The sequence below is a fragment of the Bradyrhizobium jicamae genome, from assembly GCF_018130695.1.
Taxonomy (GTDB): Bacteria; Pseudomonadota; Alphaproteobacteria; order Rhizobiales; family Xanthobacteraceae; genus Bradyrhizobium; species Bradyrhizobium jicamae_B.
This window is the reverse complement of record NZ_JAFCJX010000005.1, coordinates 191,894-215,690: the sequence shown is the minus strand read 5'-3', so window position 1 is coordinate 215,690 and position 23,797 is coordinate 191,894. Positions and strand designations below refer to the sequence as shown.

The window sequence follows — 23,797 nt, the reverse complement described above, 5'->3', positions numbered from 1 at the left end:
TTGTCCCGGGCATCCACGTCTTGGCTTCCAGCGAAAGAACAGGCGTGGATGGCCGACATAGGCGAGCGCACGCGACGCCGTCCTTCGGACGGCCATGGAGAGGCCTGCGCTACGCCCTCAGCTCGCAGCCTTCACGTCCTCGGGCGATTCAACATAAAAACCGGAATAGCCGTCGACGAAGCAGAGGTGATCGTGAACCTCTTTGACGCCGGCGGTGTTCTCGGCCAGCACGATCGCGGCCTGGCGGGCGCGATCGTCGAAGATCACGCCGTGGAGATGCACGACGCCGTTGCGGACCCAGACCTGGAAACCGGCCGGACGCCACGCCGTTTCGTCCATCGCGCGCACGATGCGGTCGCGGATATGGCCGTCGTCGGCGGTCGGATCGGGAACGTCCCGCGCCATCGACGCCACCGCCTGCAGGATGTCCGAACGGGTGACGATCCCGACCAGGGCCTGGCCGTTCATCACGGGCAATCGCTTGACGCCATGCTTGTGCATGAGATGCACGATCTCGTCGAGCGGCGTCTGCTCGTCGATGGTGACGGGGTTTTCGGTCATGACATCCTCGACCTTGCGGCCGCGCTCATGGACGAAATCGGTGGCGGCGCGGCCGACGCCGGTGAACAGCTCGAGCCAGGCCGAGCGCTTGCGCCCGGTGCCGACCTCGGCGCGGCGCAGGAAATCGCCTTCGGAGACAACGCCCTTCAGCGCGCCCTTTTCGTCCAGCACCGGCAGGCCGCTGATGTGGTTGCGCAGCATGGTGTTGGCGGCATCGAGGATCGATGTCTGCGGGCTGACGCTGATGATGTGCTTCTTCATGATCTGATGGGCGCGCATGTCGAACCTCCTGATGTGGCGAAGGAAACAATAGGCCGCCGTGCGACGAACCCGTTGATCTGCCTCAAGGGCGGGCTTTGTCGCTTTCCAGCGATTTCAGGAAGGCGATGAAGTCGCCGACCTGATCCGGCTCGAAGCTGAATTGCGGCATGCTCGGATGGCCGGTGACAATTCCTTCCGCGAGCGCCTCCTCGAGCATTCCGACCGGGTAGCGCTCGTGCAGCGTCCGGAACGGCGGTGCGATCTTCAGCGGGCTCGGGCTCACCTTGTCGATGGCGTGACAGCGGGCGCAGTAGAGCCCGGCCAGCCGGCGGCCCTGGTCGACGTTGGCGCCGATGGCCGGCATTGCCGTTGCACTCAGCGCCAGCGTCACGAGCATACCGCCGAGGACACGCCGGGAATACCTGACCTGTCTCATATGAGTTCCACCTTCAGTGCGACATCAAGACAGGTACGGTCATGGACCGCAGCATCTGACGCGTGACGCCGCCGAGCAGGGTTTCCTGCAGCCGCGAGTGGCCAAAGCCGCCCATCACAAGCAGATCGAGGCTTTCGTCCGCCGCGATCGACAGGATCGCCGGTTGGATATCGGACCGCGCCGACGGGAACGAGTCGATCTGGGCGGGCAGTCCCGACCTTGCGAGATGCCGAACCAGGGCATCGGCGGAGCATTCTGCCGGCGGCGGATCGGACCCGGTGACGGCGATCACGGTCAGCGCATCGGCCTGCCGCAGCAGCGGCATGGCGTCGCGCAGCGCCCGCGCCGCGAGCCGGCTGCCGTCCCAGCAGATGCCGATCCGCTTGGCCGAGAACGCGCCATGGAAGGTGAACGGTGCGAACAGCACGGGGCCGCCCGCCTGGAACAGCACATCCTGCGGAATGCTGTCGTCATAGCTGTCATTGCCGGGCTGTGGTTGCGTGACGATCGTGAGGTCATGCAGCCGCGCGCTCGCGCCGATGATCGCCGAGGCATCCGCCGGGATCGCGCTGATGGCACGGGTCGCATAGGAAATATCGGCGTTGCGCGCCGCCGTGCCGAACATGCGCAGCGCCGACTCCGCACGCTCGAGCGCCCGTTCACGCTCGACCTCGTAGATCGATACGACGGCCGCGCCGCCTTCGGCCGCGAACGGGATGTTGGTCGCCTCATAGCCGATCGCAATCGCATCGAGATGCGCGCCGGTGCCCATTGCGAAAGAGATGGAGCAGTCCACGGCGGGACGCGCCGACCGCTCGGTGGGAATATGAACCAGGACGTTCCGGAACATCGCCGTTCTCCGTATTTTCAGTCTTCGGGACCATCGAGGCGGGCGTGGGGGCTCCTAATCAGGAACAGCAGGAGGCCCATGGCGGAGAGCGCCGCCACCGCGGCCGCGATCCATGTAATCGATGTCAGGACGAAGGCCGTCTCGAACCGCCACAGCGACTGTGGCTCGGTGGTTGCCAGCGGCAGGATGTTCGAGAAAAATCGATTGTAGGTCACGGCGAGCACCAGCGCGAACGCGCCGCTGCCGGCCAGGAGAATAGCCAACCGTCGCATCATGAGGAGCCTCCATTGCGAGCGCTGACGGACCGGTCAGGTCTGAATTTCCGTGGGCGGATGGCCGGAGCCGCGCCGCGATCGTGGCAACATGATGCCCGGATATTCCTGGTTCCACGTTGATCCCGGTCAACGTTGATGCGTCGTCTTGCGCTAGATTCCACCGTCGAAGCGACGACGTAACCCCACCGATCGCCGATTGAAACCCACCGCGCAGGATCAGCCATGTACGAATTCCTCCAGGAGACCGTCGAGACCAACATGACGCCGTCGGTGCGGAGCGTGGCTCCGGAAATGACGGTCGGCGACCTGTACCGGCTGTTCGCGGCGGACGATTATGACGCCTATCCGGTGGTCCGGGACGATATCGTGATCGGTTTCGTCACCAAGCTCGATGCGCTGAAAGTGTTCGCGTTCACGCCTGGCGAGATGCTGCCGCATTATGACGATCGCATGGGCACGACGGTCGACGAGATCATGTCGTGTGAGGTGATTGCGGTCGAGCCGGACACCAACCTGCAGCGTGTCCTTCAACTGATGGTCACACATCGCCTGAAGAGCCTGCCCGTGGTTGACAAATATCGCCATCTGCTCGGTATTGTCGCGCGAGAGGATCTGATGCGGGCGCTGGCGCGTTGCACGAAGCGACGGGCGCCGCCGCTCGTTCCCTGCGAGACCGTGCAATGTCTACGTTTGGCCTAGAGCGGCTTTTCTCCCCTCGAAGCATCGCCATCGTCGGTGGGAGTTCCCGAGCCTCATCCCTGGGGCGGGCCGTGCTCGGCAATATCAAGGCGTGCGGCTTCGCCGGCCGCATCGCGGTGGTCAATCCCAGGCACGCGACGGTCGACGGCGAGTCCGCGTTTCCGGACATCAAGTCGGTCCCGTTCGTTCCCGATCTCATCGTCATCACCGCACCGCCGGCAGCTATACCCGACATCGTCAGGGATGCGGCCGCACTGGGCGTCGCCGGCGCTGTCATCCTGTCGGCGGGTCTCGGCCACGGCGCGGGCTCGATTGCGGAGACCGTCGGACTGACGGCGCGCGCGCATGGCATGCGCTTGATCGGACCGAATTGCCTTGGCATGATGGTGCCGCGTGCCAAGCTGAACGCGAGCTTTGCCGCCCACAAAGCGACCGATGGTCAGCTCGCGCTGATCTCGCAGTCCGGCGCCGTCGCCGCCGCGATGGTCGAATGGGCGGCGGAGCGGCAGCTCGGCTTTTCGGGCGTGGTCTCGATCGGTGACCAGCTCGACGTCGACGTTGCGGACTTGCTGGATTATTTCGCGCTCGATGACCATACGCGGGCGATCCTGCTCTATCTCGAGGCCATCAAGGATGCGCGCAAATTCATGTCGGCCGCGCGCGCCGCGGCTCGGCTGAAGCCGGTCATCGTCGTCAAATCGGGCCGGATGGCGCAGGGCGCGAAGGCGGCCGCGACGCATACCGGCGCGCTGGCGGGCTCGGATGCGGTCTATGACGCCGCCTTCCGCCGCGCCGGCATGCTGCGGGTGTTCGATCTGCGCGAGCTGTTTGATTGCGCCGAGCTGCTTGGCCGCGGTTTCGTGCCGCGGGGCAACCGGCTGGCGATCCTCACCAATGGCGGCGGGCTCGGCATTCTCGCGACCGACCGCCTGGCCGAGCTCGGCGGCGTTCCCGCGACCCTGACCGCGGAGACCGTGGCGAGACTCGACGAGGTGCTGCCGCGCGGCTGGTCACAGGCCAATCCCGTCGATATCGCGGGTGATGCCGATGCGGCGCGCTACACGAGCGCGCTCAACGCGCTGCTCGACGATGCCAACAGCGACGCCGTTCTCGTGATGAACGTGGAGACGGCGGTCGCGCCGACCGAAGGCATTGCCGAGGTGGTGGCGCAATGCGTGCAGGAGCGCCGCGCCAAGCGCAGCGCCGTCAGCATGCTGGCGCTCGCCGCCTGGGCCGGCGCCGACGAGCGCACGGGCGCCATCTTCGAGGGTGCGCGCATTCCGCATTTCCCGACCGAAGATGACGCGGTGCGCGCTTTCATGCATCTGGTGCGATACCGCGAGGCCTCGACCGCGCTCGCGGCGACCCCGCCGAGCGTCGCTGCGGCGTTCACGCCCGACGCGGCGGCGGCGCGGCGCGTCGTCGCCAAGGTAATGGCGGAAGGGCGGAGCTGGCTTGATCCGGTCGAGATCGTCGCCTTGTTCGATGCCTACGAGATTCCGATCGTCCCGACCATTGCCGCGCGCGACGCCGAGGAGGCCGCCGACAAGGCCGCGCCGTTCCTCGGCTCGGGACATGCGGTCGCGGTCAAGGTGGACTCGCGCGACATCCGGCACAAATCCGATGTCGGCGGCGTCATCCTCGGCTTGCGCACACGCGATGGCGTCGTCGAGGGTGTCCGGACGGTGCTTGCGCGGGCGCGCAGCGCACGGCCCGACGCCAGCCTGCAGGGCGTCACGATCCAGCCGATGATCGTCCGCCACGCGCCACGCGAATTGATCGTCGGCATTGCCGACGATCCGACCTTCGGCCCGGTGATTGTGTTCGGCCGCGGCGGCACCGCTGTCGAGGTGATCAACGACAAGGCGCTGGCGCTGCCGCCGCTCGACATGAATCTCGCGCGCGATCTGGTGAAACGGACGCGGGTCTCCCGCCTGCTTTCCGCCTATCGCGATGTCGGCGCGGTTCCGGTCGACGCCGTGCCGCTCACCTTGGTCAAGCTGGCGCAGATGGCCGCGGATATCCCTGAGATCGCCGAGCTCGACATCAATCCGCTGCTCGCGGACGAGAGCGGCGTCATCGCGCTCGACGCGCGCGTCGCGATCCGCAAGCCGGCGCGGCTGTTCGCCGGTCACACCAGGCTCGCCGTCAGGCCCTATCCCTCGCAATGGGAAGGCGAGCTCGCGCTGCGCGACGGCTCGCATGTCGTGGTGCGACCGATGCGGCCGGAAGACGAGCCGGCGGTGCACAGCTTCCTTGCGCGCGTCACAGCCGAGGATCTCAGGCTGCGCTTCTTCCACGCGATGAAGGAGTTTTCGCATTCGTTCGTCGCGCGCCTGACCCAGCTCGACTACGCGCGGGCGATGGCCTTCGTGGCGCTGGATCCGGCGACCGGCGAGATGATGGGCGCGGTTCGCCTGCACTCTGACTCGCTCTATGAGAACGGCGAATACGCCATCCTGCTGCAGTCCGATCTCAAGGGCAAAGGGCTCGGCTGGGCCTTGATGCAGCTTTTGATCCACTATGCCAGGTCGGAAGGACTGAAGCGGCTGTCCGGCCAGGTGCTGGCCGAGAACTCCACGATGCTGCAGATGTGCCGCGACCTCGGCTTCAAGGTCACGGCCGATCCGGAGGATCACAGCATTGTCGACGTCGTGCTGGACCTCGCTCTCCCCTTTGTCGATGCCGTCGGCGCCGATATCCTGATCCGGTCAAAGGGCACGACACCGTAGAGCGAGCGGGCGTCGCGATCACGGCAGCGGTTCAACCGGCAATTCGTCCGGCACCACGCCGAAACGCCGGAGGATGGTCGTCTCTGTCGGGGGATAGCCGATCGTGACGATCGCAACGGCGCCCGAGTGTCCGAGCACCTGCCAAAATCCCTTGGCGCGCTCAATGGCCGATGCGGCGCTGGCGCACTTGAAGCTTTCACCCGCGCGAAGGCCGTCGCTGGTCAGGTCGAACGGTATGGCGATAAACTGAACGGAGGCGTCCATCGCGGGTTCCTGCGTGAGTGAGCTCATGACGTCGCAGGTTGTCATGTTGAGCCTGCGCACTCAACGCATCCTTGCGCCAGATCAAGGCCAACCTCTCTATATTGGCTTCGGGCGCCCACCGATTTGACCGGCATCAATCCGCACGAGAGCCGTTGTGCTCAAATGCTGCCTAAAATCGGAGGCACTTTGCCATGATCTACAATGTTGGAAGTATCGACCGATACGTTCGAATTGTCGTCGGCCTGGCCTTGCTGGCATTTCCCGTAAGGGGTGCCCCGCTCGGACCGGCGGAAGTCGCCGCAGCAACGATCGGCTTCACCCTGGTTGTAACGGCGTTTTTCGCCTACTGCCCGCTCTACACATTGCTGGGCGTGAACACGCGGCACGAGCCCCGCTCGCGTTGAGGTGAGCAGGATGCCGGCATCGGCTTGGTGACGGTTCATGCCCAAAATCCTGCGCCTGAGGTCTCTCCGTTTGACCTCTGTCAACGTCCAAGGCCGCGGCTGTGATGAGATGGCTCAAATCACGCTTATCCAGCCCGGGAGGCAATCATGGATGCCATTGTATCGAGGAAGATCGCGGAACCGGCCGCCGGCTACGGTGACGTGAAGCCCGACGCCGCCGAGTCCGAGCAACTCGGGACCGACGTCGGCTCGCGCCTTGTCGGAGCCAACCGTTACGCATTTTCGATCCTGAACGGCTTGCGCGACGTGCTTTGGGACGAGATGACGTTCGCGAACAAGGAGTTCGTCGAACGGATTGCCGTCGAGACCACATTGTTCAACGAACTGATCGCCAAGCTGGCAGAAGCGCATTCGGTCAGGGACTACGGCGCGGCGTATCGGGAGTGTGCACAGCATCAACTGGAATTCGTGCGGCGGGACATGGAACGCGTCCTGAAGCATGGCGAACGTGCAGTCGATAACGCTGCCAGGCTGGCTCAGATCCTGGTGAGCAATGCGGCGCCGAATCCGCCTGCCGACGTGCGGGAACAAGCCTAGCACGAGCGCGGGAGGCGACCATGCTGGCGACAGACGTCATGCGAACGTCGTTCGCGACCGTGAAGGTGACTGCCACGGTGCGCGACGCGGTTCAACTGCTGCTCGAGACTGATCAGCGCGGGCTCCCCGTCGTCAATGACGCCGGTGAACTGGTCGGCATGGTCTCGGAGGGGGACTTCCTGCATCGCAGCGAACTGGGCGTCAGTCCACCGGCCGGGAACTGGTTGGAGGCGTTCTTCGCCATCGACGAAAACAGCCCGGAGCGCAAGCGAATGCATACGCTGAATGTCGGGGCGATGATGAGCTCTTCTCCAATCACCGTCGGCGTCGATGCGTCGCTCGACGATGTCGTGGCGCAGATGGACCTCTACGACATTGCGCAGGTGCCGGTCGTCAACGGCGGCGCCGTGCTCGGTATCGTCAGCCGGCGGGAATTGCTCGCGGCGCTGTCGCTCCGCCTGAATCAGGGGGGCGTTCAGGAGTCCGAGGGCCGCCGGGGAGGGACGTGATGCACAATCAGGCGATGTCGCGCCCGTCCATGTCTTCGGCCAAGGATGATGCGCCGCCGGCCGGAGATTTCGTCCAATCGTCGCCTGCGGCCCATACGCCTGACTTGAGCGACTCTCTCGACCGCATGGTCCGTGCGTCGCTCGCCAGGTGGACCGGCGGTCTTTCACCTGCGAGTCTCATTCTCGCCTTCGCCGACTGGTCCCTGCACCTTGCTGCATCACCCGGCAAGGGGCTGGAGCTTGCGAGGAAGGCCATCGGCGACGGCTCTCGGCTGGCGGGCATGATCTCCATTCCGCATGCCGACTGGCAGCCCTGGTCCGTGATCAAGCCGCAGGGCGGCGACAACAGGTTCAGCGGTCGCGATTGGACGTTGCCGCCGTACAACGTCATGGCACAGGCGTTTCTGCTCGGCCAACAATGGTGGCATTCGGCCACGCGCGATTTGCGCGGCGTGTCCGGGCACAATGCGGCGATCGCCGATTTCGTCATTCGGCAGTGTTTCGATACCGTCGCGCCGTCGAATTTTGCGGTCAGCAATCCCGACATATGGCGTCGCGTCGTGATGTCCGGTGGCGGCAACTTCGTTTCCGGTTGGCTCAATTGGCTGGAGGATTGCGCCAGTCTGTTCGGCTCGCGGCCATCCGAGGCCGAACGCTTCGTCGTCGGCAAGGACGTCGCGGTCACCAGGGGCAAGGTGGTCTATCGCAACGCGCTGATCGAACTGATCCAGTATTCGCCGACCACGGCGGACGTCCGGCCCGAGCCGATTCTGATCGTGCCGGCCTGGATCATGAAATATTACATTCTCGATCTCTCGCCCCAAAATTCGCTGGTGCGCTTCCTGATCGCGCGTGGCTTCACCGTGTTCATGATCTCCTGGCGCAACCCCGGCGCCGAAGATCGCGAGCTGGGCCTTGACGACTACCGCAAGCTCGGCGTCGACGCGGCGATCGCCGCAATCAATCAACTCGTGCCCGGTCGTGCGATTCACGCGGCGGGCTACTGTCTCGGCGGAACGCTGCTTGCGATCGCTGCGGCACGGCTGCGCAAGGAGCGGCCCGACTGCCTGCGGTCGGTGACGCTGCTTGCGGCCCAGGTCGACTTCACCGAGGCAGGCGAGCTGACGCTGTTCATGAACGAGAGCCAGGTCGCGTTTCTCGAAGACATGATGTGGCAGCGCGGCGTCCTGGAGGCCGCGCAAATGGCTGGCGCGTTCCGGCTGCTCCGATCGAACGATCTGATCTGGTCCCGGCTGATCCGCGACTATCTCTTGGGTGAGCGTGCCGCGCCGAACGACTTGATGTCGTGGAATGCCGACGCCACGCGTATGCCCTATCGGATGCATTCCGAGTATTTGCGCGGGCTGTTCCTCAACAACGACCTGGCCGAGGGCCGCTACCTGGCCGACGGGCAGCCGGTTGCGCTGTCCGATCTCCACGTTCCCATGTTCGTTGTGGGCGCCGCCCGTGACCACGTCGCGCCGTGGCGGTCGACCCACAAGATCCACCTGCTCGCGGATGCAGATATCACCTTTGTGCTGGCGAGCGGCGGCCACAATGCCGGCATCGTAGCACCTCCCTCAAAGGAGGGGCTCAGCTACCAGGTTCTGCAGAAAGCCGCTGATGCGCCTTACCTTGGACCTGACGAGTGGTTGAAAAGGGCGGTCAGGCGCGAAGGGTCCTGGTGGCCGGAATGGGCTCACTTCCTCGTTGCCCATTCCAGTGAGGCAATTCCGGCGCCGCAGTCGATCCGCGCGGTCCAGGGCGCCGTGCTCGAAGATGCGCCGGGACGCTACGTCCTGCAGCATTGACTGGGACGTCCATCCAAAGAGTGAAGGATCATGGCGTACATGCGCAGGCCTCGCGGCCGCGATGTGCGGGATCAGAGCGGAGTGACGGCGACGACCCGATAGGCATGGGTGCCGTCAGCCTCGCGAACCGACACGTATTCGCCGAGCCGGAAGCATTCGTCGCCGAAATGGTATCCGGCCTCATCTGTCGTGGCACCCGTGACATCATAATGGAAACGCCAGCGCCCGCCTGGGCCGTGCACGAGATGCCCGAGCTGGTCGGTCTCGGCGGGCCGCTGCCGGACCACGCGGCAGGCCTCCTTGTGATCCTTCCAGACTTCGGCGTCGATCCGAGACACCATGTCCAGTGGTGCGATCACGACATAGGCGATCGCCGACGTGCCCTCCGGATGATCGTGCTCGCGCGCCCGCTCAAGCCGGATTTGCCTGAACGAATGCGGTAACGAGGTGTTCTGCAGCGGCTTGAAGGCAGGCCGGTTCATCGCGGGGCTCCTGAATGGTTCGGCGAGGACGGTTCGGTCGAATTGCACCAATGTTAGCCGGGCGCGCCGCCACGCCCTTGATTTGGCTCAAACGCCGCCGATGGCGTCGCTTGCGTTAAGTCAAACCATCCGCCTCGCGCCGTCCTAAGCTGCTCCCGAAAGTGGAGTGGCGTCTTGAGCAACGTCCCAACATTGCAGGTCAGCGCGGCCGATCCGCATGCGTTCGATGCGGGCGGTGCCTGGAATCTCGCCAACGTCGAGGCGCTGGAACGCCTGTGCGAACGCGCGGCCGGTACCGGCGTGAAATCCATCGACCTGCGGCGCGTGACGGCGCTGGATACGATTGGAGCCTGGCTGCTGGAGAGGACTGCGCGTGGTAATGTCGCGCGGCCGGCGCAAACCGCCATCACCGGCGTTGACGGTCCCCATGGCGACCTGATGCGGCAAGTGCAGCGGCTCAACCGCGGCGGTTCTGCTCAGCCGTCACCCGTCAATCCTGTCCTCCAGAAGCTCGACCAGATCGGGAGCGGCGGCCAACGTCTGATGTCCGATGCGGCTGCCTTCCTGCATATGTTCGGCGCATTCAGTGCCGCCCTGCTTGGCGCGCTCCGGCATCCGCGCTCGTTCCGCCTGACCTCGACGGTCTATCAGCTCGGGCGGGTCGGTTGGCAGGCCGTGCCGATCATGGTGCTGATCACCTTCCTGATCGGCGCGATCATCGCCCAGCAGGGCATCTTCCATTTTCGCCGCTTCGGCGCGGAATCCTACGTCGTCGACATGGTCGGCATCCTGGTGTTGCGCGAGATCGGCGTCCTGATCGTCGCCATCATGGTCGCGGGGCGGTCGGGCAGCGCCTACACCGCCGAGATCGGCGCGATGAAGATGCGCGAGGAGATCGATGCGCTCAGCACCATGGGACTTGATCCCGTCGCGGTGCTCATCCTGCCGCGGATCCTGGCGCTGATCGTCGCACTGCCCATTCTGGCCTTTCTCGGATCGCTCGCCGCGCTTTATGGCGGCGGACTGGTCGCCTGGCTCTATGGCGGGATGAGCCCCGCGATCTTCATCGCGCGGCTGCACGAGGCGGTCTCGGTCACGCATTTCGAAGTCGGTATCATCAAGGCGCCGTTCATGGCGCTCGTCATTGGCCTCGTCGCCGCCGCGCAGGGCCTGAGCGTCAAGGGCAGCGCGGAGTCGCTCGGGCAGCAGACGACGTCCTCGGTCGTGAAGTCGATCTTTCTGGTCATCGTGCTCGACGGCCTGTTTGCCGTGTTCTTCGCTTCGATCGGAATGTAGCCATGACCGACGCGCCGGCGATCCATATTCGTGACCTCGTGGTCGGCTTCGGCAGGAAGACGATCCTCGACCACCTTGATCTCGACGTGCGTGACGGCGAGATCCTCGGCCTGGTCGGCGCGTCAGGCGGCGGAAAATCGGTGCTGATGCGCACTCTCGTCGGTCTGCTGCCAAAGCGCAGCGGCGAGATCGCGTTCGCCGCCGATGCCAGCAGTGCCGGTGTGCGGGGCTGGGGCATCCTGTTCCAGCAGGGCGCGTTGTTCTCGGCGCTTACCGCGCGGCAGAACATCCAGCTTCCGTTGCGCGAGAAAGCGAACCTTTCGCCGCAATTGCTCGACGAGATCGCCGACGCAAAGCTCGAAATGGTCGGCCTCAGCCGCGACGACGGCAACAAGCTTCCGTCCGAGCTGTCCGGCGGCATGACCAAGCGTGTCGCGCTCGCGCGCGCGCTGGCGCTGGATCCCGCGCTGCTGTTCCTGGATGAGCCAACCTCCGGCCTCGATCCGATCGCCGCCGGCGAGTTCGACGCGCTGATCCGGACATTGCACCGGACGTTGCGGTTCACCGTGTTCATGGTGACGCATGACCTGAACAGCCTGCAGGCGGTTTGCGACCGCGTCGCGGCGCTCGCCGATGGCAGGATCGCGGCCATCGGATCGCTGTCGTCGGTGCTCGCGTCCGATCATCCCTGGGTCAAGGCGTACTTTCATGGCGCTCGCGCGCAGATGCTGGGTCTCGGCCGATAGCGTAGAGAGAGACATACATGGAAATTCGCGCCCCCTATGTCGTTGTCGGAGTGTTCGTATTGTCGGCGATCCTGGCCGTGTTCGGCTTCGTGTACTGGCTGAACAATGTCGGTAGCATCGGCAAGCGCGAGAGCTACCAGCTCGTCTTCAACGGTCCCGTGCCGGGGTTGCTGGTCGGTGCCGGCGTGCTGTTCAACGGGATCCGGGTGGGCGAGGTGACCCGGCTCGATCTGGTCCGGGATCGGCCGCGCGATGTTCGTGTCACCATCGCCGTCGCCGAGCAAACCCCGGTTCGCGAGGATACCCGCGTCAGCCTCGACTTCCAGGGGCTGACGGGTGTTCCCGTCGTGACGCTCGAAGGCGGCGACAATCCCGATGCGCCGCCGGTGCGCGGCCCGCTGGTCGCCGAAAAAGGCGCGGGGCAAAGCGTGACCCAGGCGGCGCGCGATGCGTTGCGCCGCGTCGACGGCGTTCTGTCCGACAACGCGGCGGCGCTGCACGATACGATCGGCAATCTCAGCACGTTTGCGGAGGGACTCGCGCGCAACACGCCGAAGCTCGATGGCATCGTCGCCGGGCTTGAACGCATGACGGGCAGCGGCGCGACGCCGCCGCGCAAGCTGGTCTACGACCTGCACGCGGTCGACCGCTTCGAGCCGGGACACGTCATGGCGCTGCCCGGCCCGTTGGTGCTGGCCGAGCCGACCGCCATCACGCGGCTGCAAACCCAGCGCTTCCTGTTCTCTCCGGATGAGCAGGACCGCGATTTTCCCGACGCGCAATGGAGCGAGAGTCTGCCCATTCTGGTGCAGACGCGCTTGATCCAGAGTTTCGAGAATGTCGACATTGCACACGCGCCGCTGCGTCATGACAGCGGCGTCGAGGGAACGTCGCGCCTGCTGCTCGACCTCAGGCGCTTCGAGATATCGCTCGGGCCGCAGCCGCAGCCAACGGCGGTGATTGCCCTGTCGGCGCGGATCGTCGACACCAACGGACGGCAGCAGACCGCGAATATCTTCGAGGAGGCCCGCGCGATCGACAAGCTCGCGCCCGCCACCGCGGCAGCCGCGTTCGACCAGGCATTCGGGGCGCTTGCGACCAAACTCATCGCCTGGGTTGGCCGTTCCGGGCGATAACGCGTTCCGTGCTCGCCGAACGCGCTTGATTTAGCTCAACGTGAGCAGTCGTTGTGTCGGCTACCCGTTTCCAGATCGTTGACGCCGGGCTTTTGCCCCGGCGCAATCCGAAAGAGACTTGTCCGGACGCCCTGTCAGGGAGACCAAGCCATGAGCGTCATACTCCGCCTCGTCTTCGTGGTTGCGGGATTGCTCACCGCGCTTTTCGTTGCGCGTGACGCCCTGAACTTCGAACTCATCCAGACCTGGGTCGCCGTCGTGCTCGCGCTCATTGTGCTGGCGATTGGAAGCCTATGGGCGCTCCGACAGAAAACGTGAGCGCGGTCCGCACGTCGGCGGGACTGACCAGTGCCGAGGCCGCAGCCCGTCTCCGGGCGGAAGGCCATAACGAGTTGCCTCGCTCTGAGCGCCGAACCTGGCCGCGGATCGTCGTCGAGGTCTTGCGTGAGCCCATGCTCGCGCTGCTGGTGTGCGGCGGCCTGATTTACCTGTTGCTCGGCGATCTCGGAGAAGCGCTGCTGCTGCTTGCCTTCGGGGCCATGTCGATCGTGATCACGGTCGTGCAGGAGGCGCGGACCGAACGTGTGCTGGAGGCCTTGCGCGATTTGACCAGCCCGCGGGCGCTCGTCATTCGTGACGGCGAGCGTCGCCGCATCGCTGGCCGGGATGTCGTGCGTGGAGATCTCGTCGCTCTCGGCGAGGGGGATCGCATCCCTGCCGATGCGATGCTGATCGACGGGCGCGATCTCGAGGTCGACGAATCCCTGCTGACGGGTGAGTCGGTGCCGGTTCGCAAACAGGCTGCCGGGAAGCCCGCCTTGGTCAATTCCCGGCCGGGTGGCGACGATCAGCCGGTCGTGTATTCCGGCTCGCTGGTCGTCCGAGGCTGGGGCCTTGCGTCGGTCACCGCGACCGGCCCGCGCAGCGAGATCGGGAAGATAGGGCAGTCGCTCAATGCCGTGCAGCCGGAGCCGCCTCGGCTGCAGCAGCAGACGGCGAGGCTGGTGCGATTTTGCGGCATCGGTGGCGCCGCGGTCAGCCTTGCCGCCGTCCTGCTTTACGGCACCCTGCGCGGTGACTGGCTGCAGGCGTTGCTCGGCGGCATTGCGATCGGCATGTCGATGCTTCCGGAAGAATTTCCGGTGATCCTCACCGTCTTCATGGCGATGGGCGCGTGGCGGATTTCAAAGGCGCGTGTGCTGACGCGGCGCGCTGCGACCATTGAGACGCTCGGCTCTGCCACCGTCCTGTGCACCGACAAGACCGGGACTCTGACGCAGAACCGGATGTCGGTGGCAGACCTGCGGCTCCTCGGCGGCGCATGTATCCAGGCCGCGCTGATCAAGCCGGGTCATATCGGACCGGAATTCGTGGAACTGGTGCGCTGCAGCGTCCTTGCAAGCGCGCCGGAGCCGTTCGATCCCATGGAGCAGGCATTTCATGCTTTTGCGCGCGATGCGCTGCCGGAAGCTGACAGGCCGGCGGGCGATCGGAAGCTGATGCAGAGCTATGGCCTGCGGCCCGATCTGCTGGCCATGACGCAGGTCTGGCGCGGAGCCGATGGCGAAGCATTGGCCGCCGCCAAAGGCGCGCCTGAGGCCATCGCTCGACTTTGCAGGCTGGACCCGTCGGATCGCGCGGCGATGAAGGACGCAGTCGAGGTGATGGCCGGAAATGGACTGCGCGTGCTCGGAATCGCCGCTGTGGTTCATCACGGTGCGGCACTCCCGGGCTCGCAGGAGGACTTCAACTTTCGGTTCTTGGGGTTGATCGGACTTGCCGATCCGCTCCGTCCAAGCGTTCCGAATGCGGTGCGGGAATGTCGCGCCGCCGGAATCCGTATCGTCATGATCACGGGCGACTATCCGGCGACCGCGGGTGCAATCGCAAGGCAAGCCGGGCTCGACGCCGGCAGCGTCGTCACGGGCGACCAGATCGGGGTCATGGATGATCTCACCTTGGCGCAGGCCGCGCGAAGCGTGAACGTCTTCGCGCGAATCACGCCGGATCAGAAGCTCCGCATCGTTCAGGCGATGAAGGCCGATGGCGCGGTCGTCGCAATGACCGGCGACGGCGTGAACGATGCGCCATCGCTGAAGGCGGCTCACATCGGTATCGCGATGGGCGGGCGCGGCACCGACGTGGCACGCGAGGCATCCTCGATCGTGCTGCTGGATGACGACTTCGGATCCATCGTGGCGGCGATCCGGCTCGGCCGCCGCATTTACGACAATCTGCGAAAAGCGATGGCATTTGTCTTTGCCGTGCACGTCCCGATCGCCGGCCTTGCCCTGCTTCCGCTGTTCTTCGGCTTGCCTTTGATCTTCAGCCCCGTTCACATCGCCTTTCTGGAACTGATCATCGATCCCGTCTGCTCGCTCGTATTCGAAGGCGAGCGGGAGGAGCGTGATGTCATGAGCCGGCCGCCAAGGCGAACCGACAGTCCTTTGTTCACGTGGGCTCTTATCGGCTGGAGCGTCCTCCAGGGAGCGCTGGCCTTTGTCCTGGTGACACTTGTCTTTGTTCTCGCGCTTCGAGCCGGTATGCCGGCGGACGAAGCTCGAGCGCTCGCCTTTTTCTCCCTCGTCGTGTGTATCGTCGGTCTGGTTCTCGCAAATCGATCCTTCAACGCTTCCTATTCGTCCGCCTTCTTGCGTCCAAACCAGGCGCTCGGATGGATATTGATCGCAGTTATCGGCATCCTCACGACGACGTTGCTGTGGCCTCCGGCCTCGAGCCTGTTTCGATTCGGACCTCTGCACCTTGACGACCTCGCTGTCACAGTCGGTTCAGGGGTGGTGCTGCTGGTGGTCCTCGAACTGCTCAAACCGATCTGGGCGTTGCGGCTTCGTTCGTGACCAGGACAGCCGCCGTGCTGCGCCGGCAGGCTCAGCGTATGGTGTACCCGCCGTCCATGATCAGATTCTCGCCGGTGACGATGCCAGCGTCTTTCGATGCCAGATAGAGTGCGGCGGACGCGATCTCGCGGGGTTGCGCAAAGCGCCCGACGGGGATTTCCTTCCGGGCGTTCTCGCCTTTCTCGCCTGACCAGCCGACCATCGCCATCGGCGTTTCCACGACGGTCGGCGAGATCGCATTGACCGTGATCCCATGCTGTGCCCATTCGAGCGCAAGCACTTTCGTGAGGGCGACGAGGCCAGCTTTGCTCGCCGCGTAGGCGGCATGTTCGGCAATGGCAACAACGGCCGCTTGCGAGGCGATGTTGATGATGCGCCCGCGGCCGGAGGCCTTCAGATAGGGTAGCGCGGCAACGGCCATCAGCCAGGGCGCGCGCAGGTTGATGGCGTGCGCGCGGTCCCATCCCTCAACGGACTGCTGCTCCGCAGGCGCGACAATTCCGATCCCGGCATTGTTGATCAGGATGTCGATGCCGCACGCATCACCCATCTTCGGCACCAGCGATGCAATCGCCGCGGGATCCTGCAGGTCGAGGCTGTAGGCGCGATGGCCGGCGCCGAGCTGCTCTGCGAGCTCGGCCGCGCTGACGACGTCGACCAGCACGAGCCTTGCACCGGCGGCGGCGAACGTCCTGGCCATCTCCGTTCCGATGCCGCCCGCGGCGCCGGTGATGAGAACAGTCAATCCGGACAGATCGGCCACCTGAACCTCCTCGATCGCCGGTGTTCTGTCAGATGTCGAAATTCGTCGGCAGCACGACGACGTCGCGGATGGTCACGTTGCGCGGACGGGTCAGCATGAAGATCACAGCGTCGGCAACTGCGGTCGCCTCGATGATGCTGCCGGACTCCTTCGCCTTCCTCAGGTTCTCTTCCGGCCAATCGGCGAGCAACGCGGTGGCGACGGGGCCCGGCGAAACCGATCCGACGCGAATGCCGTGCTTGTTGAGCTGGCGGCGCATGGTCTGGACGAAGCAGGTCATGGCCCATTTGGAGGCGGAGTAGACCGGCTCCCACGGAACCGGATAGTGACCTGCGACCGAGCTCGTGACGACGATGTCGCCGCTGCCGCGCGCGATCATGTGAGGCACGACGGTCCGCACGTTTTTTATCGCCACGTTGACGTTCAGGTTGACCATCCGGTCGATGGCATCGAGCTCGGCATCGATCAGATCGCCGCCGATATAGGATCCGGCGTTGACATGCAGGATGTCGAGCCGGTCAGTCCTGGCGAGGATGCCGTCAAGCAGGGAGGCGCATTGCTTCGGATCGAGCAGGTCGATCACCAGGGGGATCGCGGAATCCCCGTGCTTGCTGCAGATCGTCTGCAGCGCGCGCTCGTCGCGGTCGATCAGCACCACCCGCGCGCCGACGGCGATCATCGCCTCAGTGCTGGCGAGGCCGATACCGGACGCAGCTCCAGTCACGGCGGCGATCTTGCCTTGCAGGGTCCTTGTCATGGACGTGCTTCCCTTCTCTGGTTTTGTCGGTTGCCGCGGCAAGCGGCGTGATAGTCATCGAGGCTTCGCGCGATGCGCCAGATCACGACCGCTTCCGGATCGAGCGGCGCGGAGGCGAAATGTTCGCCGGCGGGAAGGTGTTGACGGAGCAGGGAGGCTGGAACGCGCACGCCATGGAGCGCATCGACGAGGCGTTTGACCGCGGCCTTCGCTTCCGGCGCGACCCAGTAATACCTGATCCGATCGGAGAACGAGTAGTGTCGAAGCAGCCGGCGTTCGGGCTCGTTCCCGTCGTAATGTCCCTTCCAGTTGTTCGGCTGCGCCGACATCAGCCGCTCCATCGTCGCGTAGAGCGGGCGCTGGCCATAATCCGGCAACAGGTCGGACGCCATCAGATCGAGCGCATAGAGTGCCTCGCGCAGCACGAAGGTGAGCTCGGGACCTACTTTGAGAATGGCCCAGCCGTCGTCGACCAGCTCACCGAGGGGCTCGCGTCCCTGATAGTCGGTTGAATGCGCTTCAAACACGAAGTGCGGCTCGTCATCGAGCAGGCCGGAGAGGTCCCGTGCCTTGTCGCGGCGGTAGCGAATGACATTGTGATTGCCGAACTCCACGCCCGGCTGCACGACGAGACCGACCACGCGAGAGAAGGCGTCGTCCAGGCCTGCCTTCCCGAACAGCTCCCGATGCACCTTGATGGTTTGCCGCGCCGCTGCGCGGGAGGTGGGCTCGACCGCGGTCAGGACATGATCCGCGCCGCCGGGAGGCGGCACCTCCGTCCCGATGACATAGAACGGCATGGCGCCGCCGGCGCCCTTTGCGACCTGCTCGGCGACTTCGGCGATCCTGAGGGCGCGTTGCGCCGTCGCCTCGTCATCGAGCGCTGCCGGCTCGCCCTTGCACCCCATGGATGCGTCGAGATGGATCTTGCGAAAGCCGGCCCTGATGAAGGCGGCGACCATCTTTTCGGCTTCGTTCATCGCATCCTCTGCCGGGCGGTCGCGCCATGGATTGGGCCCGAGATGATCGCCGCCAAGAATGATGCGCTCGGCCGGGAATGCTTCCTCGTCGGCGATTGTCCTGACCAGGGAGACGAAGTCACCGGGCTGCAGTCCGGTGTAGCCGCCGAGATGGTTGACCTGGTTGCACGTCGCTTCGATCAGGACGCTTGATCCATGCTCGCGGCCCTGACGAAGCGCGGCGCGCAGCACGAGCGGATGGGCAGAGCACACGGAGGTGATGCCTTCCGGTCGGCCATGACGCCGCGACGCCACCAGATGCTGCAACGTTGCCGTCACGGGCGGGCCCTCTCGGTCCGCGCCATGAAGTCGTCGAGCTCTGCGCGCGTCGCCGCGCCCTCCATCGGCCCCCGAACCGTGACGTTGCGTGCGCCGGCCGCGTTGGCGTAGGTCAGCGCTTCGGCGGGCTCGAGGCCCAGACGGCGGCAGCCGACATAGGCGCCACCAAAGCAGTCCCCCGCGCCGGTCGGGTCGAGTTCGTCGACGAGAAAGGCGGCGCAATCGATGCGCACGCCATGTCTGCCATAGTAGGTCGAGCCGGCGTCGCCGCGCTTGACCACGATCTCGCCGACGCCGCGCTCAAGCAGCGACTGCACGGCCGCCCGCTCGTCCGCGATGCCCGTCGCGAGCGCGAGCTCGGGGCCCGAGGGCAGGATCAGATCGGACATGGCCATGAGCTGTTCGAGCCGCTCGCGCGTCTGCCCGTGACCGATCAGCTCCTTGCGCAGGTTAGGGTCCAGCGACAGGCTGCCGCCGCGCGCCTTGATGATGTCGGCGGCACGTCTGGTGATCTCCCACGCCGAGGGCATCGCAAACACCGTCCCCATGATGTGCAGATGGCCGGCACGGTTCACCAGGCGCGCGACCTGCGGCGTCCATTCGATGAGCGCGGCTGCGGACTTTGCGATGTTGAAGACGAAATCGCGCGAGCCGTCGGGACGGTAGCGGACGAAGGCGCTGCCCGTGGGGTGGTCGGTGCTGACCGCAACAGCGGAAACGTCGACGCCGTCGCGCTGCAGGCGGTCGATGTTGACCTTGCCGAAATCATCGTCGCCGACGGCGCCGACGATTCCCGCCGATCCGCCGATCCTGGCGCATTGATCGATGAAGATCGCGGGCGCCCCGCTCGGGAAAGGGCCGATCAGGTTGAGAGGTTCGCGAAAGCCTTCGCCTTCGGACGTTGCGACGATCTCTACGAGTATCTCGCCAATGGTTACCGTCGGCCCCAGGGCGTCAGGAGCGAGACTTGTCATGCGGCCTGACCCTCCCTTGCGCGATCCGCGAGGCCATCTTGCCGAGCCCGCCGTCAAAGGTCGGTCTAACCTAATTTGTATCTTAAGGCAACATATTGTGGGCCGCAAAAACTCAGGAGTTTTTGGTGGCTCCATCAGGTGCTGGATCGTCGGCGAAGCGCTCATTGTCCAGAGACAGGAACCGCTGATGCATCATGCAGGCAGCCCCGAAGGCGGATCCCCAAGCGGCGCTCTCGTTCAGGATGATGTCGGGGATCGGGAAGGTAGGGGCCTGCAATTCCCTGACGTGGGCCGCGACGCGCGCGGCAACCAGCGGATAGAGTTTAGCCAGCGAGCCGCCGAGCACGATTCGATCCGGATCGATCAGCCGCGACACCTGCACGATCGCGAACGCCAGTGTCTGCGCCCAATCCTCGGCGATGACGACGGCGTTGGGCTCGCGGTCGTTGACGTCCCTGAGAAAGTCGGCCAGTCCGACATCCTGTCGTCCGGTGCTCGACTGGTATTTGGCGATGACGCGGCCGAGACCGATCGCCTGCTCCAGATTGCGCTCCTCGCGGTTGGGCACTTTGAGATGGCCGACTTCGCCGGCGAGGCCTCGCCCGCCGCGAAACAGCTTGCCGTCGATGGCAATGCCGCCGCCGACGCCGCTCTCGATCACCAGGAACATGGTGACGCCCGACCGCGCATCGGCCTGCGTGTAGGTCGCGCCGATCGCAAATGCGTTGGCGTCATTCTCCGCCAGCACCGGGACATCGATCGGCAAGGTCGCCTTGGCGAGCGCGCTCAGATCGACGTCTCGCCAGCCGAGGATCGGAGCGATCGACGCGTGCCCATTGCCGTCCATCTGGGCCGGCGCCGAGAGGCCGAAACCCTCGCAGAGGCTGAGCCGGTGCGGGGGAATATCGCGAAAGGTCTGCTCCACCGCGCGCCTGATCGCCTCTTCCACCGGAACCGAACGTCCGTCGAACGGCTCGATCGAGCTGCGGACGATGTTTGCGGCAAGGTCGATTTCGACGGTCGTGATATGCTCGACACCGATCTCGGTGCCGAGGAAGAACGCCGCCTCGGGCGACAGCTCCAGCAGGATTCCCGGGCGGCCCGCACGTACATGTCCGGAAGGTGCCGAAGCGTCCTCCTGAACCGCGCGCACGAAGCCGGCAGCGGTCAGTTCAGCGATGATATTGCCGGAAGAAGACCGGTTCAGCCCCATGGTCCGGGCGAGCTCGGCACGACTGAGGCGTCCAAGTCGATGCAGGGCCTGAAGGGCAGCGACGGCGTTGTTCTGGCGTATCCGGCGTGGCGAGCTTCCCAGCGAGGCGAATTCATTCACGGTCCGGTCCTCGGCCTCGTGAAGCCCGAGGCGATCCTGTCGATCACGGCACTCTCATGGCCGGGCGCAGGTCGCACGGCGGCGCTGCGCTTCGGCGTACTTCAGCTCGATGAACCGTTTCGCATGCTCCGCCAGGGGCCGGTTGTCGGTCCAGGTGTCGCGCCAGATCGCGCAGGCAAGCGACAGCCCTTCATCGACGACCGCAGTGGAGAAGCTTTCGAACACGATATCCCGTTGGTAATCGATATCGAGCAGCGCGTCAAAAATCAGATCGAAATTGATCACGCCATCACCGAGATACCCACGATTGCTCTCGCCGATATGGAAATAGCCGAGCTTGCTTCCGGCGAGCCGGATCGCGGCCGCAGGGTTGGCCTCTTCGATATTCATGTGGAAGGTGTCGAGATGAAGCCGGACATGGTCCGACCCTGTCTCCTCGATGAACTTCAATCCCTGCGCCGTGGTGTTGAGCAGGTTGGTTTCGAAGCGATTGACGAGCTCCAGCACCAGGTCGACACCGGCAGCCTTGGCGAGCTCCGCGGTTTTGGCAATGGCGGCGACGCTGTTTTTCCAGCCGCCTTCGGTGGGCATCGCGTTGTATTTGGTGTGCGCCGAGTAGAGGATGCCGCCCAGCTTGTTGCCTCCGATGTCGCGGACAGCCTTGACCGCGTTGGCGAGCAGCTCTTCACCGCGGCGGACGACCGCTGCGTCCTCGCTCGAGATATCGGCCTCACGCGGCAAGCCCATCGTCACGCCGATCTCGAGATCCAGCGACTGCGCCCTGCGCGCCAGGCGGTCGAGATCGAATTTCTCGGGCCGGAGGTAGGCGAATTCGATGGTGCGATATCCGCAGGCTGCTGACTTTTCCAGCGCCATTTCCAGCCCGTCCTGGGTTTGGCCACCGGTCCAGACAAACGAATGAATTCCGAGACGCCGCATGGGCAAACCTCCTCTTGTTTTGCCTCGCTTAGCCTTTTTTGTTCTAACAAACAACAAAATATTGGTGCGAGCGGGCGTTGATTGTGCTTGTGCGAAGAATTTTGCAGAGGATGAGAAAAATTTCACCACCTTCAGGTATTAAGATAGCTATATCAGCTAGTTGTATGCTCGTTGCAGCGCAAAAGTGTATATCTCCACGGAATATAATTTGTATTTTTATACAACAAACATTTGCGAAGGGTTCCTTTTTTGTATAGGAGTCCGCTCCTCGGCTGAGACGCCGAACGACACAAACGACCACATGGGAGGAGTAAATGAGGCTTAGAGCTACGGTCAGTGTAGTTGCGCTCGCTGTCGGACTTGTGTCGGGCGCGGTGCCGGCCTGGGCTGACTTCTGGTCGGATGCCGCGAAGGATTTGAAAGGCACCACGATCCGCGGCGTCACCGAGAGCACGCCGCCGTCCAACTACGTGAAGGATGTGCTTGCGCCGGCATTCACCAAGGCGACCGGTATCAAGGTCGAATTCGAGACGACCTCCTGGGACCAGATGTTCGACAAGGAGATCAAGGATATGGAGGCCAAGACCGGCCTTTATGACGTGGTCTATATCGAGCAGGACATCATCTACAGCTATCTGGCGCGCAGCTTCCTGGTCGATCTCACCAAGGCCATGGCAGACAAGCCCGGCCTGAAGGCGGCGGATTTCGATCCCGCGAACTTCACGACCTTCATCGACTACTTCAAGGATCCCACCAAGGGCAACGACCTCTTCGCCGTTCCGATGGAGTCCTTCATCAAGACCTATCTCTATCGGAAGGACCTGTTCGGCGATCCCGAGGTGCAGAAGGCATTCAAGGCCAAGTACGGCTGGGATCTCGCGCCGCCCAAGGATCACAAGCAGTATACCGACATTGCCGAGTTCTTCACGCAGTGGGGCAAGAGCAAGGACATGCAGCTCTGGGGCAGCACGGTGCAGGCCCACACCGGCCATCCTGCCTCCTGGTACGAGTTCGTCGAAAGCGTCGAGCCGACCTTCGGCGTCTACAACTGGGGCATCGACGCCAAGAAGAATTACGCCGCCAGCGTCAAGAACGGCGGCTCGATGAACGGCCCGCAGGCGGTGGCGGCGCTGACCTGGTTCCTGAACAATCTGAAATACGCGCCGCCGGAATCCACCCAGAGCACCTGGGATGAAGTCGCGGCGACCTTTGCGGCCGGGCGTGCCGCGCAGGGCCTGGTCTACGGCGAAAACGCCGCCTGGATCGCGACCAACGAGTCGAAGTCGAAAGTCGTCGGCAAGGTCGGGGTCGCACTGCCGCCGCTCGAGCCGGGCGTGCTGGCGGATGCCGAGTCCGGCAAGGGCTATATCGGCTATTTCGACGGTGGCGCCTTCGCGATCCCGACGTCGTCGAAGAACAAGGATGCCGCGCTCCTGTTCCTCGAATTCATCGGCCAGCCATCGGTGCAGGCAGATTGGGCAGTCGCCGGTTCGCGCATCACGCTGAAGTCGACCTATGACGACCCGAAGGTGAAGGCGCAGGACGAGAAGACGGACCACTACTACACGCTGATGAAGGAGAAGGGGAAGCTCTTCGCGGGCGCACCGACCTATCCGTTCCATGCTCAGGTCCGCGAGGCGGTCGCGCCGATCTTCTACCGTGCCATCACCGGTGAGCTGACGCCGCAACAAGCTCTCGACAAGATGGCGGATGCGGCCGAGGCCGAACTGACCCAGCTCGGCTATCGCAAGTAATCGTTCGGGGAAGAGCCGGGGCATTGTGCTCCGGCTCTTCCGGCCGATCCAGCACCACTCGA

The 23,797-nt window shown here is 64.5% G+C and carries 24 protein-coding genes; 11 read left to right on the top strand and 13 right to left on the bottom strand.

The genetic code is table 11. The annotated features are described in order from the left end of the window. Positions 1-117: 117 nt before the first annotated feature. The 4 genes from JQ604_RS09295 to JQ604_RS09280 form a co-directional block, all read right to left on the bottom strand. Positions 118-840 carry a CBS domain-containing protein gene (locus tag JQ604_RS09295; RefSeq protein WP_212355731.1) on the bottom strand — a complete coding sequence of 241 codons (723 nt, stop codon included), beginning with the start codon at positions 838-840 and terminating at the stop codon, positions 118-120. A gap of 64 nt (positions 841-904) precedes the next feature. Continuing rightward, positions 905-1,219, bottom strand: coding sequence for a c-type cytochrome (locus JQ604_RS09290; protein ID WP_212355943.1), 315 nt, complete (start codon positions 1,217-1,219; stop codon positions 905-907). 52 nt (positions 1,220-1,271) lie between these two features. Next, entirely contained in the window at positions 1,272-2,108 is an 837-nt protein-coding gene (locus JQ604_RS09285; RefSeq protein ID WP_212355729.1) for a universal stress protein, read from the bottom strand. A gap of 17 nt (positions 2,109-2,125) precedes the next feature. Further along, positions 2,126-2,383, bottom strand: coding sequence for a hypothetical protein (locus JQ604_RS09280; protein ID WP_212355727.1), 258 nt, complete (start codon positions 2,381-2,383; stop codon positions 2,126-2,128). 222 nt (positions 2,384-2,605) lie between these two features. Here JQ604_RS09280 and JQ604_RS09275 point away from each other — a divergent pair, with 222 nt between their 5' ends. After that, positions 2,606-3,082, top strand: coding sequence for a CBS domain-containing protein (locus tag JQ604_RS09275; RefSeq protein WP_212355725.1), 477 nt, complete (start codon positions 2,606-2,608; stop codon positions 3,080-3,082). Next, the gene (locus tag JQ604_RS09270; protein ID WP_212355717.1) at positions 3,064-5,814 is read left to right on the top strand and encodes a bifunctional acetate--CoA ligase family protein/GNAT family N-acetyltransferase; all 2,751 of its coding nucleotides are present in this window, start codon (positions 3,064-3,066) and stop codon (positions 5,812-5,814) included. The genes JQ604_RS09275 and JQ604_RS09270 overlap by 19 nt, the downstream gene beginning before the upstream one ends. Before the next feature lie 18 nt (positions 5,815-5,832). Here the strand turns inward: JQ604_RS09270 and JQ604_RS09265 are convergent, their stop codons facing one another. Together JQ604_RS09265 and JQ604_RS42125 are read right to left on the bottom strand one after the other, a co-directional pair. Next, positions 5,833-6,138, bottom strand: a complete 306-nt coding sequence (locus JQ604_RS09265; RefSeq protein WP_212355715.1) for a hypothetical protein — start codon at positions 6,136-6,138, stop codon at positions 5,833-5,835. Between the two features lie 98 nt (positions 6,139-6,236). After that, the gene (locus JQ604_RS42125; RefSeq protein WP_433996233.1) at positions 6,237-6,521 is read right to left on the bottom strand and encodes a hypothetical protein; all 285 of its coding nucleotides are present in this window, start codon (positions 6,519-6,521) and stop codon (positions 6,237-6,239) included. A gap of 108 nt (positions 6,522-6,629) precedes the next feature. Between JQ604_RS42125 and JQ604_RS09255 the strand changes: the two genes are divergently transcribed. Genes JQ604_RS09255 through JQ604_RS09245 form a run of 3 tightly spaced genes read left to right on the top strand, consistent with a single transcriptional unit; the run spans position 6,630 to position 9,399 of the window. Then, on the top strand, positions 6,630-7,079 hold the full coding sequence (locus JQ604_RS09255) for a hypothetical protein (protein WP_212355711.1): 450 nt from the start codon (positions 6,630-6,632) through the stop codon (positions 7,077-7,079). 20 nt (positions 7,080-7,099) lie between these two features. After that, positions 7,100-7,588 carry a CBS domain-containing protein gene (locus JQ604_RS09250; protein WP_212355709.1) on the top strand — a complete coding sequence of 163 codons (489 nt, stop codon included), beginning with the start codon at positions 7,100-7,102 and terminating at the stop codon, positions 7,586-7,588. Next, on the top strand, positions 7,588-9,399 hold the full coding sequence (locus tag JQ604_RS09245) for a PHA/PHB synthase family protein (protein ID WP_249158143.1): 1,812 nt from the start codon (positions 7,588-7,590) through the stop codon (positions 9,397-9,399). The genes JQ604_RS09250 and JQ604_RS09245 overlap by 1 nt, the downstream gene beginning before the upstream one ends. A 71-nt stretch (positions 9,400-9,470) precedes the next feature. Here JQ604_RS09245 and JQ604_RS09240 read toward each other — a convergent pair whose 3' ends face one another. Beyond that, the gene (locus tag JQ604_RS09240) at positions 9,471-9,881 is read right to left on the bottom strand and encodes a hypothetical protein (protein WP_212355707.1); all 411 of its coding nucleotides are present in this window, start codon (positions 9,879-9,881) and stop codon (positions 9,471-9,473) included. Positions 9,882-10,055: 174 nt separating this feature from the next. Between JQ604_RS09240 and JQ604_RS09235 the strand changes: the two genes are divergently transcribed. From JQ604_RS09235 to JQ604_RS09215, 5 genes are all read left to right on the top strand, one after another. After that, positions 10,056-11,177 carry an MlaE family ABC transporter permease gene (locus JQ604_RS09235; RefSeq protein ID WP_212355705.1) on the top strand — a complete coding sequence of 374 codons (1,122 nt, stop codon included), beginning with the start codon at positions 10,056-10,058 and terminating at the stop codon, positions 11,175-11,177. 2 nt (positions 11,178-11,179) lie between these two features. Further along, a complete protein-coding gene (locus JQ604_RS09230; RefSeq protein WP_212355703.1) occupies positions 11,180-11,923 on the top strand; it encodes an ABC transporter ATP-binding protein in 744 nt (247 codons plus the stop codon). A 17-nt stretch (positions 11,924-11,940) separates the two neighbouring features. Then, positions 11,941-13,059 carry an ABC-type transport auxiliary lipoprotein family protein gene (locus JQ604_RS09225; RefSeq protein WP_212355701.1) on the top strand — a complete coding sequence of 373 codons (1,119 nt, stop codon included), beginning with the start codon at positions 11,941-11,943 and terminating at the stop codon, positions 13,057-13,059. Between the two features lie 150 nt (positions 13,060-13,209). Continuing rightward, a complete protein-coding gene (locus tag JQ604_RS09220) occupies positions 13,210-13,377 on the top strand; it encodes a hypothetical protein (protein ID WP_212355697.1) in 168 nt (55 codons plus the stop codon). Then, positions 13,353-15,917, top strand: a complete 2,565-nt coding sequence (locus JQ604_RS09215) for a cation-translocating P-type ATPase (RefSeq protein WP_212355695.1) — start codon at positions 13,353-13,355, stop codon at positions 15,915-15,917. The genes JQ604_RS09220 and JQ604_RS09215 overlap by 25 nt, the downstream gene beginning before the upstream one ends. A 31-nt stretch (positions 15,918-15,948) precedes the next feature. Here JQ604_RS09215 and JQ604_RS09210 read toward each other — a convergent pair whose 3' ends face one another. The 6 genes from JQ604_RS09210 to JQ604_RS09185 all read right to left on the bottom strand — a co-directional run bounded on the left by JQ604_RS09210 (position 15,949) and on the right by JQ604_RS09185 (position 21,981). Beyond that, on the bottom strand, positions 15,949-16,680 hold the full coding sequence (locus tag JQ604_RS09210) for an SDR family oxidoreductase (RefSeq protein WP_349631076.1): 732 nt from the start codon (positions 16,678-16,680) through the stop codon (positions 15,949-15,951). A gap of 28 nt (positions 16,681-16,708) precedes the next feature. Further along, positions 16,709-17,437, bottom strand: a complete 729-nt coding sequence (locus JQ604_RS09205; RefSeq protein WP_212355693.1) for an SDR family oxidoreductase — start codon at positions 17,435-17,437, stop codon at positions 16,709-16,711. Continuing rightward, entirely contained in the window at positions 17,434-18,735 is a 1,302-nt protein-coding gene (locus tag JQ604_RS09200) for a D-tagatose-bisphosphate aldolase, class II, non-catalytic subunit (protein ID WP_212355691.1), read from the bottom strand. Before JQ604_RS09200 ends, JQ604_RS09205 begins: the two co-directional genes overlap by 4 nt. Beyond that, on the bottom strand, positions 18,732-19,709 hold the full coding sequence (locus JQ604_RS09195; RefSeq protein ID WP_212355689.1) for a tagatose kinase: 978 nt from the start codon (positions 19,707-19,709) through the stop codon (positions 18,732-18,734). Before JQ604_RS09195 ends, JQ604_RS09200 begins: the two co-directional genes overlap by 4 nt. 112 nt (positions 19,710-19,821) lie before the next feature. Continuing rightward, positions 19,822-21,042: an ROK family transcriptional regulator gene (locus JQ604_RS09190; protein ID WP_212355687.1), complete on the bottom strand. Its 1,221-nt coding sequence runs from the start codon at positions 21,040-21,042 to the stop codon at positions 19,822-19,824. Between the two features lie 54 nt (positions 21,043-21,096). Then, positions 21,097-21,981, bottom strand: coding sequence for a sugar phosphate isomerase/epimerase family protein (locus tag JQ604_RS09185; RefSeq protein ID WP_212355937.1), 885 nt, complete (start codon positions 21,979-21,981; stop codon positions 21,097-21,099). Positions 21,982-22,295: 314 nt separating this feature from the next. On the opposite strand from JQ604_RS09185, the gene JQ604_RS09180 reads away from it, so the two are divergent. Beyond that, positions 22,296-23,735 carry an ABC transporter substrate-binding protein gene (locus tag JQ604_RS09180; protein ID WP_212355685.1) on the top strand — a complete coding sequence of 480 codons (1,440 nt, stop codon included), beginning with the start codon at positions 22,296-22,298 and terminating at the stop codon, positions 23,733-23,735. The last annotated feature ends 62 nt before the right edge of the window (positions 23,736-23,797 follow it).

What these genes read in the sequence shown, in the direction of transcription:
- JQ604_RS42125 (WP_433996233.1), bottom strand. Translation starts at nt 6,521, where the DNA reads ATGAACCGTCACCAAGCCGATGCCGGCATCCTGCTCACCTCAACGCGA.
- JQ604_RS09195 (WP_212355689.1), bottom strand. Translation starts at nt 19,709, where the DNA reads ATGACAAGTCTCGCTCCTGACGCCCTGGGGCCGACGGTAACCATTGGC.
- JQ604_RS09255 (WP_212355711.1), top strand. Translation starts at nt 6,630, where the DNA reads ATGGATGCCATTGTATCGAGGAAGATCGCGGAACCGGCCGCCGGCTAC.
- JQ604_RS09285 (WP_212355729.1), bottom strand. Translation starts at nt 2,108, where the DNA reads ATGTTCCGGAACGTCCTGGTTCATATTCCCACCGAGCGGTCGGCGCGT.
- JQ604_RS09205 (WP_212355693.1), bottom strand. Translation starts at nt 17,437, where the DNA reads ATGACAAGGACCCTGCAAGGCAAGATCGCCGCCGTGACTGGAGCTGCG.
- JQ604_RS09230 (WP_212355703.1), top strand. Translation starts at nt 11,180, where the DNA reads ATGACCGACGCGCCGGCGATCCATATTCGTGACCTCGTGGTCGGCTTC.
- JQ604_RS09275 (WP_212355725.1), top strand. Translation starts at nt 2,606, where the DNA reads ATGTACGAATTCCTCCAGGAGACCGTCGAGACCAACATGACGCCGTCG.
- JQ604_RS09240 (WP_212355707.1), bottom strand. Translation starts at nt 9,881, where the DNA reads ATGAACCGGCCTGCCTTCAAGCCGCTGCAGAACACCTCGTTACCGCAT.
- JQ604_RS09290 (WP_212355943.1), bottom strand. Translation starts at nt 1,219, where the DNA reads ATGCTCGTGACGCTGGCGCTGAGTGCAACGGCAATGCCGGCCATCGGC.
- JQ604_RS09250 (WP_212355709.1), top strand. Translation starts at nt 7,100, where the DNA reads ATGCTGGCGACAGACGTCATGCGAACGTCGTTCGCGACCGTGAAGGTG.
- JQ604_RS09215 (WP_212355695.1), top strand. Translation starts at nt 13,353, where the DNA reads ATGGGCGCTCCGACAGAAAACGTGAGCGCGGTCCGCACGTCGGCGGGA.
- JQ604_RS09225 (WP_212355701.1), top strand. Translation starts at nt 11,941, where the DNA reads ATGGAAATTCGCGCCCCCTATGTCGTTGTCGGAGTGTTCGTATTGTCG.
- JQ604_RS09185 (WP_212355937.1), bottom strand. Translation starts at nt 21,981, where the DNA reads ATGCGGCGTCTCGGAATTCATTCGTTTGTCTGGACCGGTGGCCAAACC.
- JQ604_RS09220 (WP_212355697.1), top strand. Translation starts at nt 13,210, where the DNA reads ATGAGCGTCATACTCCGCCTCGTCTTCGTGGTTGCGGGATTGCTCACC.
- JQ604_RS09245 (WP_249158143.1), top strand. Translation starts at nt 7,588, where the DNA reads ATGCACAATCAGGCGATGTCGCGCCCGTCCATGTCTTCGGCCAAGGAT.
- JQ604_RS09295 (WP_212355731.1), bottom strand. Translation starts at nt 840, where the DNA reads ATGCGCGCCCATCAGATCATGAAGAAGCACATCATCAGCGTCAGCCCG.
- JQ604_RS09280 (WP_212355727.1), bottom strand. Translation starts at nt 2,383, where the DNA reads ATGATGCGACGGTTGGCTATTCTCCTGGCCGGCAGCGGCGCGTTCGCG.
- JQ604_RS09270 (WP_212355717.1), top strand. Translation starts at nt 3,064, where the DNA reads ATGTCTACGTTTGGCCTAGAGCGGCTTTTCTCCCCTCGAAGCATCGCC.
- JQ604_RS09180 (WP_212355685.1), top strand. Translation starts at nt 22,296, where the DNA reads ATGAGGCTTAGAGCTACGGTCAGTGTAGTTGCGCTCGCTGTCGGACTT.